This is a genomic window from Gordonia jinhuaensis, assembly GCF_014639795.1.
In the GTDB taxonomy this organism is placed as follows: Bacteria; Actinomycetota; Actinomycetes; order Mycobacteriales; family Mycobacteriaceae; genus Gordonia_B; species Gordonia_B jinhuaensis.
The window spans coordinates 26625-36713 of record NZ_BMGC01000034.1 but is presented as its reverse complement, the minus strand read 5'-3'; the positions used below and the strand labels follow the sequence as shown (position 1 = coordinate 36713).

General features: G+C 65.5%; 9 protein-coding genes. 5 read left to right on the top strand and 4 right to left on the bottom strand.

Translation table 11 applies throughout. From position 1 onward, the window contains the following. The first annotated feature begins 154 nt into the window (after positions 1 to 154). On the top strand, positions 155 to 496 hold the full coding sequence (locus IEW22_RS16595) for a hypothetical protein (RefSeq protein ID WP_188587947.1): 342 nt from the start codon (positions 155 to 157) through the stop codon (positions 494 to 496). 13 nt (positions 497 to 509) lie between these two features. On the opposite strand, the gene IEW22_RS16590 is transcribed toward IEW22_RS16595, so the two are convergent. The 4 genes from IEW22_RS16590 to IEW22_RS16575 form a co-directional block, all read right to left on the bottom strand. Then, positions 510 to 1220, bottom strand: coding sequence for a TMEM165/GDT1 family protein (locus tag IEW22_RS16590; protein ID WP_188587945.1), 711 nt, complete (start codon positions 1218 to 1220; stop codon positions 510 to 512). A gap of 125 nt (positions 1221 to 1345) precedes the next feature. After that, complete coding sequence (locus IEW22_RS16585; RefSeq protein ID WP_188587963.1) at positions 1346 to 1891, bottom strand: peptidase; 546 nt, start codon at positions 1889 to 1891, stop codon at positions 1346 to 1348. 290 nt (positions 1892 to 2181) lie between these two features. Beyond that, complete coding sequence (locus IEW22_RS16580; RefSeq protein WP_188587942.1) at positions 2182 to 2811, bottom strand: superoxide dismutase; 630 nt, start codon at positions 2809 to 2811, stop codon at positions 2182 to 2184. Between the two features lie 259 nt (positions 2812 to 3070). Continuing rightward, entirely contained in the window at positions 3071 to 3229 is a 159-nt protein-coding gene (locus IEW22_RS16575; RefSeq protein WP_188587941.1) for a hypothetical protein, read from the bottom strand. 332 nt (positions 3230 to 3561) lie between these two features. Between IEW22_RS16575 and msrA the strand changes: the two genes are divergently transcribed. The 4 genes from msrA (at position 3562) to IEW22_RS16555 (ending at position 10083) form a co-directional block, all read left to right on the top strand. Further along, on the top strand, positions 3562 to 4122 hold the full coding sequence (gene msrA / locus IEW22_RS16570) for a peptide-methionine (S)-S-oxide reductase MsrA (protein ID WP_229742826.1): 561 nt from the start codon (positions 3562 to 3564) through the stop codon (positions 4120 to 4122). Between the two features lie 134 nt (positions 4123 to 4256). Continuing rightward, entirely contained in the window at positions 4257 to 5804 is a 1548-nt protein-coding gene (locus IEW22_RS16565; protein WP_188587937.1) for a DUF3375 family protein, read from the top strand. Beyond that, positions 5801 to 6631: a DUF4194 domain-containing protein gene (locus IEW22_RS16560; protein ID WP_188587934.1), complete on the top strand. Its 831-nt coding sequence runs from the start codon at positions 5801 to 5803 to the stop codon at positions 6629 to 6631. The genes IEW22_RS16565 and IEW22_RS16560 overlap by 4 nt, the downstream gene beginning before the upstream one ends. Beyond that, a complete protein-coding gene (locus IEW22_RS16555; RefSeq protein WP_229742825.1) occupies positions 6628 to 10083 on the top strand; it encodes an ATP-binding protein in 3456 nt (1151 codons plus the stop codon). The genes IEW22_RS16560 and IEW22_RS16555 overlap by 4 nt, the downstream gene beginning before the upstream one ends. Positions 10084 to 10089: the final 6 nt, after the last annotated feature.

Below are 10089 nucleotides of genomic sequence, written 5' to 3'. Positions count from 1 at the left end.
CTGGAAACAAGCCCTCGCTCAACTCGCCCTAGCCTACCCCGACCGAATCAACCCCTACCTCTAACCCACACGAGCAACTACTTACACAAAAATCTTGACAAGCTCTCAGACGACCGCGGCAGGGTTGGCCACGAAGTGCCGGATGCATCACCAGATGAAAACCGATGGCGTTTTCCTCGACGACCAGTACATCGACGAGAACGGCAAAGCCCGACAGGTCTTCTACACCCAGAACGGTGCAACGATCCACGGTTACGCCGAATCCGGTGACGACTTGTTCCCGACGCTGCGGGACATCACCTTCACCGACCCCGAACCACCGCCGAAACCTCCACCACCACAACCGAACACCCCAGAGTCACCGACCAGGCGCCGATCACGCCTGGCGGACACACACGCCCGGCGACGCCAAGAACGCGAACGCAACCGCAAAGCCCTCGAAGTCAAAGGGGAGCAGGAAGCTCGGCGCGCCATCGAGGATCGGCCACCGTTCTGATCGTGCCCCTGCGTTAGACCCGCTCGACCAGTTGCTCGCGCTCACGCAACTCTCGCGCCCGGCGTGCATGCGTACGCCGGATCCACACGACGCCCGCGGCGGTGACCACGACGGCAACCGCACCGACGATCAGCGACGTGGTGAGGGAGTGCGCGTTCACGAGTGCCTCGGTGATGAGCCAGATCGCGAAGACGAAGAACAGTACGGCCGCACCGAGGGAAATGGCGCGTTCAGGCAGCCGATGTCCGAGAGTGGCGCCGACAATGATCGCCAACGCGTCGGCGCCGACCATGCCGATGGTCGACCCGATCCACACGCCGAGCCAATTGTTGTCGGCGGCCAGCGTGATGGTTGCCAGCATCGTCTTGTCACCGAGTTCGGCGAGGAAGAACGACGACATCACGGCGAAGAACACCGATGCACCCACGCGATCGGCCTTGCCGCTCTCCTCGCCATCGAGTTCGTCACCGCGGATGGTCCACAGTCCGAAGAGCAACATGGCCATGCCGCCGATGATGCCCATCCATTCGGCTGGGATCGACAGCCCGAGGAAATGTCCGACCACCACCGACACCAGGTGTACGGCGGTGGTCGCGGCGAAGATCGCGGCCAGCACGATCCACCAGCGGTAGCGCAGCGCGAAGGTCATCGCCATGAGCTGGGACTTGTCGCCCAACTCGGCGACGAAGATGACGCCGAAGCTGATGAGGAGTGCTGCGATCACGCGTCAACGTTAGGGCCACCTCAGTACCGAGTGCAACAGATTGAAATCCCGTATCTGTGCAGGTGGGAGGCCTGTTTTTGAAGTTCGGAGACCCTGATTTCGAGTGTCGGACACCCTGGCGGAGCTCAGGCGGCCAGAAGCATCGCCAACACTGCGGTGTCCGGGTCGGCCGCAGGGTCCACACCCACCTGATTGCGCAGGGTGACCAGCGTCCCGTCGGCCTCGGCCTCAGCCCACCCGGCGCGATGTTCGAGACCCAGCTCGGGCACCCCGGGCAACAGCACACACCCCGAGGCGACCTCAGAACACTCCGGAAGTGACGGGCGCGTCTGCGACGGTGGATGCAACATCACCAGCGCCGGGGGATGCTCGGGAAGAAACTTCCCGGCCTCCACGAAATCCGCGCCGATCACAGCACCCACGGCGAGCATCATCCCGACGGTGTCGGGGGCACACGATTCGGGGCGTTCCTCGAGCACGCCGAAGACGGTGGTGGCGGGCAAGATTCCGGGCCGGCAGGCGATGCGCAGCGACGCGACGAGTGTCTGGGTCCATTCCAGGGTGGTCTCGGGCCACCGACCACCGATGAGCATGCCCTTGAGCTGACCGTCGCGATGGAACGGCGTCAGCCCGATCGCGGCAGATCTGCTCGTCGACGGGCCGTTGGGCATCGTGCCGTCGGTTGATGCATCGTCTGTCAACTCCGGACCCCCTTTCACGCCGGCGACAGCGCACACGAGCTGCCGACCGTGCCACGATGATGCCCGTCGAAATGCTTGGCACACAAGAGGAGTCGAGTGCTTAACAACGGTGTTAACGCGAGGTGGCGCTGGGTTCACCGATGTCGCTAATTCACCGATGTCGCTGGGATTCACCGATGTCTCCTGCCGCAAACACCGCGACGCGGTGACGCCGAGAGGCATCACCGCGTCGCGGGTGAGATCACAATAAAAGGTGAGAATCAGGCTCCGACGATGAGTCCGGCGCCCTGCTTACGTGCGCGATCGAATCGATCGGCAGCGTCGGCCCAGTTCACCACGTTCCACCACGCCTTGACGTAGTCGGGCTTCACGTTCTGGTAGTCGAGGTAGAAGGCGTGCTCCCACATGTCGAGCATGACCACCGGGATGATCGCGGCGGGGATGTTGCCGCTCTGGTCGGTCAGCTGCAGGATGACGAGATTTCCACCGATGGTGTCGTAGCCCAGGATCGCCCAGCCCGAACCCTGCAGCGTGGTCGCCGCCGAGGTGAAGTGGGCCTGGAACTTGTCGAATCCACCGAACTGGTCGTCGATCGCTGCGGCGAGTTCGCCCTCGGGCTTGTCGCCGCCGTCCGGCGAGAGGTTCTTCCAGAAGATGGAGTGGTTGGTGTGACCACCGAGGTGGAAGGCCAGGGTCGACGACAGGCCGTAGACCTTGCCCGCGATCGAGCCGTCGGCGCGTGCCTCGGCGAGCTTGTCGAGGGTGTCGTTGGCACCCTTCACGTAGGTCGCATGGTGCTTGTCGTGGTGCAGCTCCATGATGCGACCGGAAATGTGCGGCTCGAGCGCCGCGTAGTCGTAGGGCAGATCCGGCAGGGTGTACTCAGACACTGTGTTCCTCTCCGCGTCGACCCCGGGGATGACCCGAGGCCCGAATTCTGACGGGCACGGCGGCGGGGCGATGTGCCGCTGGCCCGGCTATGTGACGTATGGCCCCCGTGTGAGCCGTGGCCGTCAATCGACCTCAACTGCACACTGACCTATGACGCACGGCCCAGGGCCTTACGAATCCAGCCTTCCCCACGGCTTGGGCGAATGCAAGGAACGGCAACGAAAAGCCCTCAACATGGGTTGAGGTTTCAGTGCGGCTTCAGAGCAGCACCAGTGCGACCAGGATGATCGCGAGTGCGACGATCGAGAGTCCGATGCTGAGGCATTTCGCGCGAACGTCGATCCGGTCGTAAGTACTGACCGTTCGCCGAAGCGCGGCCGCCGGTACGTCGCTGTGCCGGCCGGTGCGTGTCGCCACGGGGTTCCTCCTCGAACTCCTCGACGGTCTCGGATGGTCCGGTGAACCGGAGGAGCCGAGCGGGCGGGACGGATGTGACCCATTCCTGTGAAAGAGGTCACATGTTATCGAGCTGTGGCGATCATAGGACCGACCGCGCATTCCTTCAAATCGTCACATACCCCACAAGCCGCCCAGCGCCTCCGCGGCGGACCGTTCACACGACGTACGATCGGGACATGACACCGTCTGACCAGCTGTTTTCCGGACATTCCGGGCCTGGCGTCGTCGTGTGTCCTACTTATCCGGTGCCGAGACGTGACCGATTGGTCGCCGATGTGAGACCACAGCCGGTGACCGGTGAATCGCTGCGCAGTTTGGGGGAAGGCGTCCACGCGATCGTTCTCGCCGGCGGCTGCTTCTGGGGTGTCGACGACCGGCTGCGGCACCTTCCCGGCGTTCTCGGTACCGCAGCCGGATACGCCGGCGGCCACACACCCGACCCCACCTACGAGCAGGTGTGCCGGGGGCACACCGGGTATGCAGAATCGGTTCTGGTGGTCTTCGATCCCCGGGTGCTCCCCCTCGAGCGAGTCCTGGCGGCCTTCTGGGAGATGCACGACCCGACGCAGGGCATGCGGCAGGGCAATGACATCGGCAGTCAGTACCGGTCGGCGATCTACACCGCCGACGAGTGCGACGCGCGGCTCGCCCGCCAGACGATGGAGGTCTATCAGCACGCCCTGACCCGAGCCGGTGAGTCCGCGCCGATCACCACCGAGATCGGCGAACTCGCCGAGACCGGCGACGGCCGGTTCCACTTCGCCGAGGATCACCACCAGCAATACCTGGTCAAACATCCCGCCGGCTACCGCTGTGACGGCACCACCGGCGTCTCCTACCCGACGACCTGAGCGCCACACGGGACTCATTGTTCACACGGCGGCGCTGCAGCTTCGGGCGCGGACGCCCGCGCGGCTACGATCGTGACCTTGTGACCGCGGGGTGAGCGGCTGCGCGGGGCGGCGACGGTATGGGGGTGGAGACGATGGCGGACAAGGCCGGACCGAGCAGGGGCAGCGCCGCCCAGTTCTATGCCGCGTTCTCCGGCAACGTCGACGCCGATGTGACGCTGCGCCTGCTGCGCTCACGCAGTGCCATCGTCTATCTGGCGATGATGGCCGCACGGCTGGCCAGCGGTCCGGTGGACGGCGATCGGCTCGCCGAGGAGATCGAGCACGACCTCGCCGACCTCGCCGCGCACTGGACCGACCGCGGGTTCGAGGTGCCCTCGGCCACCGAACTGCTCGACCGGTGGGTGCGGGAGGGGTTCGTCGGCCGCACGATCGACACCGAACGTGCCGGTGTCGACCACGCCGTGGAGCGCTATCAACTCACCCGGGGTGCCACCCGCGCATTGAGTCAGATCCAGTCGGTGACCTCGGACCGCTCGATGGCCACCGAGACGGTGATGGAGATGGTGGTGGGCCGCCTCGGCGACATCGCCGTCGCCCTCAACCCCGACCCCGGTGAACATGTGCGCAGTATCGACTCCAAACTCGCCGAGCTGACCCAGCGTCGACGGCAACTGGCCGACGGTGCGCTGCCCGCAGTCGATGAGGAGAAGGTGCTCGACGACATCCGGATGGTCGCCGAGCTCGCCGAACGGATGCCCGCCGACATCATCGGCTACGGCGAGAAGATGCGGGAGAATTCGCGGCTGCTGCTGAGCCAGAACCTCGATGGCGGCGGCCACGCCGACGCACTCAACGACATGTTCGCCCGGCACGACGAGATCGCGGAATCGCCGGAGGGCAAGGCTTTCGACGCCTTCTACACGCTGATCTCCGATCATCGGCTGCGCGAGTCCCTCGAACGTCACATCGACGGCATCGTCACCGGCATGCGTGAGGACCTTCCCGACGATCTCGCCATGACGCTGACCTCGTTCCTCGATCGCATGTGGGCACAGGTGCAGCGCGTCGACGAGGTACGCGGGCAGGTGTACCGGCGGATCAACACCTTCGTCAAGGACGGTGACGTCCTGGCCTACCGGGCGCTGCGCGAGCAGATCGCACAGGCCCAACGTGCCGCGGCCGATGCCTTCGAACACGCCAGTGCCGGAAAGGATCTAGGTATCGAGGTGCCGATGAGCACGGTTGAGTCCGCCTCGGTGGGCGCACTGGCGTTCCACGACGGCGTGATCGACATCCCCGACGGGGTGGAGTACACGGTCGGCGAGATGGTGATCGACCCAGGCGATCTGGTGGGTGCGGAGTCCATCGACTGGGCGGCGCTGACCGACGCGGTGAACACGGTGGCCGCACACGGCCCCGCCGACCTCGCCGATGTGGTGGCAGCGCTGCCGTCGGTACGTGCCGGTGACGTGATCGGGCTGTGGTCGCTGGCGCATCGCCACGGCGAGGTGTCGGAGTCCGACGAGATCGAACTGGTCGCGCAGACGGCGCGTGGTCCCCGCGAGATCAGACTTCCCGCAGCGTATTTCACCGAACCCATCCTCGATGATTCCCGGTCCGGCCAGCAGGGCGGACCGATACACCTGCTCGACGGACCGACTTCAGGAGTTCTCGCATGACCGACCAGATCGACGAGACTGGGCTCGATGCGAACACGCCGGGAGTGGACGATCCACTGCTCGACGTGACCACCGATGCGCCGCCGATAGACCTGTCGCACTTTCGATTCGACGGCAGTGAACCGGCCGGTGCGATCACCGATGTCCGTATCGAGCCGCGCTTCGACGGCGACACCTCGGCATTGCCCGCACCGGTCTGTTACGCGCTGCAAGAGCTCGTGGCCTCGGCGCATGTGAGTGCCAAGTCGCGCAACTGGAAGACCATCGACGCCAACGAGGAGATCCTCGCCTCGCGCCTGTCGGAGTTGAACCTGGTGCTGGTGGTCAACCGAGAACACAAGTACGCCTTCACCCGTCAGGTCAGCGAGAACGATCCGCGCCAGCGCAACATCCTGCGATCGGCCACCCTCACGTTGGCTGCCTCGGTGCTCGCCTTGTATCTGCGTCAGAAGTACCTCACCTCCCTCGACGAGACCGCGGTGGTGGATCGCGGTGAGATGGTCGATCACCTTCTGACCTACAAGCCCGCCCGCGACACCGACGAGGCCGGATTCGTCCGCCGGATCGACGCGGCGATCAATGTGCTGGAGAGTCGCAAGATCATCCGCGCCATACCCGGAACCGATCGCTATGTGATCTACGGCGTGATCGCCTCCCTGCTCACCCCCGAACAGGTGGCCGCCTACACCGCCGCCTATCGCAAACTCGCCGGACATGACGATGCCGAAGGGCCCGAGCTGGCCGACCTCGACGGGGATGCAGGCAGTATCGACACAGGCAGTATCGACACAGGCAGGGACGAGCAGAAGCAGGAGCCGCTCCAGTGACCGACACCCTCGACCGTGACCCGCAGGCCGACACCCCCGGCCAGAGGTCGTCAGGCCAGACGGCGGCGGGTTCGGTGCGCACCATCAACGTCGGGCAGTTCCGACTGACCCGTATCCAGTTGGTGAACTGGGGAACATTCCACGGCTACAAGGACTTCCCGATCGACGAGCGCGGCGTGATGCTCACCGGCCCGTCAGGGTCGGGCAAATCGTCGATGATGGACGGCCATTCGGTGGTGCTGCTGCCCACCTACGATCAAGTGTTCAATGCCTCCGCCGACCTGACGGCCAAGGGTGCCAAACGTGCAGCGCGGTCGATGGCCGACTACGTGCGCGGGGCGTGGGCGGAGAACGACGACGAGAATCAGCAATCACAGGTGCAGTATCTGCGCGGCACCGGAGCCACCTGGTCGGCCATCGCGGCGACCTACGACAACGGCGCCGGATCGGTGACCACCGCGGTGGCGGTCAAATGGTTCCCGGGTTCGGGTACCGACGGCAGCTCGCTGCGCTCCTGGTATCAGCTGCATCCCGGCGACTTCTCGCTGCTCGACCTCAATGACTGGGCGGCAAACGGTTTCGACATCCGTCGATTCCGCACCGCGCATCCGCAGGCGGATTGTTTCGACGTCCAGAGCGCCTATCAGGAGGCATTGCGCCGGCGCGTGGGGATCGGTGGCGCCAGCGGAGTCGGCGGCGCGAATGCCGCATTGTCGTTGATGGGCAAGGCGAAGGCGATGAAGAACGTCGGCGACCTCAACCTGTTCATCCGCACCTACATGCTCGACCGCCCCGAGACCTACGCCAAGGCTGATCGGTTGGTGGAGAATTTCACCCAGCTCGACGAGGCCTATCAGGCGGCCGCCCGCGCCCATGCGCAGGAGGAGGTGCTGCGGCCGATCCCGGCGGCATGGGAGGCCTACCAGGGCGCCCACCTGTCCACCACGCGCGCCGGTGAACTGCTCGGGCCGCCGATGCGGGCGTTCATGCGAGAACACCGGATCCGGTTGCTGGAGGCCAAACTCGACGAGATCGAGTCGACGCGCACCGGACTCGACCTCGAGGTGGCCAAGTGGGAGAACCTCGCCGACGAACGCGAGGAACGCCACACGTCACTGCGTGACCAGCTGACCGTCGAGAAGGGCGAGCTCACCGGGCTGGAGACCGAACTGAGGTCGTTCCACCAGCAGGTGTCGGCGAGAAACCGCGCCTACGAACGATATGCGGCCGTCGTCGCACGACTCGGGGAGACGGTTCCGGAGTCGGAGACTCACTTCGCGACGCTGCGATCACGCGCCCCCGAGATCGCCCGCGCCGCACGCGAAGCCGCACAGTCGTTGTCCGCGCGCGCCCATGAGGCCTACAGCGCCGAGACCGATGCACGGCGTGCCTTCGAAGCAGTGGTCGATGAGCTCGCGATCCTCGACAGGCGCCGATCGCTGCTCCCCAATGAGCTTCTGGCACAACGGGATCTGATCGCCGAAGGCACCGGTGTCGACGCGCGCGACCTGCCGTATGCCGCCGAGTTGATCGAGGTGATCGATGCGGAGAAGCAGCGGTGGGCCGGCGCCGCCGAACGTGTGTTGCGGCCGTTGGCGGTGACACTGCTGGTGTCCGAGGACGATCGTGCCGCAGTCATCGAGTTCGTCAACCGCACACATCTGGGCGGCGTGGTGGAACTGCGCGTCTACGACCCGCACACCGACCACGAGTCGATTGCGGTCCCCGGATCGCTGGCGACGAAGCTGCATGTGGACACCGGTCATCGCGCCGGTGACTGGCTGCGCGCCGAGCTGACCCGTCGCGCTGATCACATCTGCGTGGACACACCGGCCGAACTCGACCGGTACACCACCGCCGTCACTCCAGCCGGTCTGGTGAAGGCGGGACGCGATCGCTACCGCAAGGACGATCGCCGCCCGGTCTCCGACCGCACGCAGTGGATCCTGGGCACCAACACCGACGGCAAGCGGGCGGCGTTGTCCGAGCAGCGATCTCATCTGGAGGCGATGTACTCCGAGGCCAAGCAGGTGTCCACCGACCTGCGCGACCTGCTCGACGACAACCTCGAACGTGCCAAGGCCGCCGAGACGCTGGCGGGCTATTCGTCATGGAACGAGGTCAACTGGTGGTCGTCGCAGCGCGACGCCGACGAACTCGAGCGCCGGATCGCCGCGGTGCGCGAGAACCGGGTGGATCTGGCCGAACTCGAAGAACAGGTGGAGATCGCCCGCGCCGACTGGCGGGAGGCGGTGGCCAGGGTGGGTGCCATCAACGATCAGTTGCGCCACATCGGCACCGACTGGGATCGCTGGCTCGGGGAGTCCGAGCAGATGCGCGAATCGGGTAACGCACTGTCTGAGGACGATCGCGACTACCTCGGCGGGGTGCTCGCCGAGACGCTGCGTGAGGCGGGCAAGGAACTGACCCTGGACTCCTACGGCGAGGTGCGCTCGGATCTGCGCAACGCGCTCGAGTCGATCCAAGCCGGGGCCAACGCCGAGCGAGACGCCGCCGAGAACCGCATCATTCGCAGCGAGGAGGCGTTTCTGCGCGAATGGCCATCGGCGGCAAACAATCTCACCGCAACCATCGACTGCGCCGCTGACTTCGTGCACCTCTACGAGAGTCTGGTCGCACATGGTCTGGCCTCGACGCAGAACCGCTTCCGCCAGCTGATCACCACCGACATATCCCACTCGGTGGCCAACCTCTACAAGGAGATCGGCGACACCAACAAGGCCATCCAGCGCGGCATCGCCGATGTGAACGCAGGCCTGCGGCGGGTGGACTTCAACGAGGGGACCTACCTGCAGATCGCGGTGCTGCACAACCCGACCGAGGAGGGACGCGAGTTCGCCAAGATCGTCGACGGGATGATCCGCGACGCACCTGCGGCCAAATCCGGTGACGGTGCGGTACTCGCGCGGCAGTTCTATCGCATCCGGAGTCTCGTGGCGCGTCTGACCGCCACGGATGCGGAGTCTCGGCGCTGGCGCGACAACGTACTCGACGTGCGCAACTCCTACACCTTCTACGGCAAGGAGATGGCAGCGGATTCGGCCACCGACGCCGCGCCGGTGCACACCTACCGCAACACCGCCACGAACTCCGGCGGTGAGCAGGAAAAGCTGGTGGCTTTCTGTCTTGCTGCCGCACTGAGCTTCTCGCTCGGGCGCGACGAGGACCATCGCCCCGGCTTCGCCCCGCTCATGCTCGACGAGGCATTCAGCAAGTCCGACGAGACCTTCTCCAGCCAGTCGTTGCGCGCCTTCGAGCAGTTCGGTTTCCAGCTGATCATCGCCGCCCCGATCCGGATGGTGGGCATCGTGGAGCCCTTCATCGGGCAGGTGATCCTGGTGGACAAGAAGATCGGCGAGGGCGGTGCGCGGTCGGATGCGCGGGTGGCCACCTTCGGCGAGCTCGCGAGTGCCCGCGACCAGACCCGGTGAACAGAC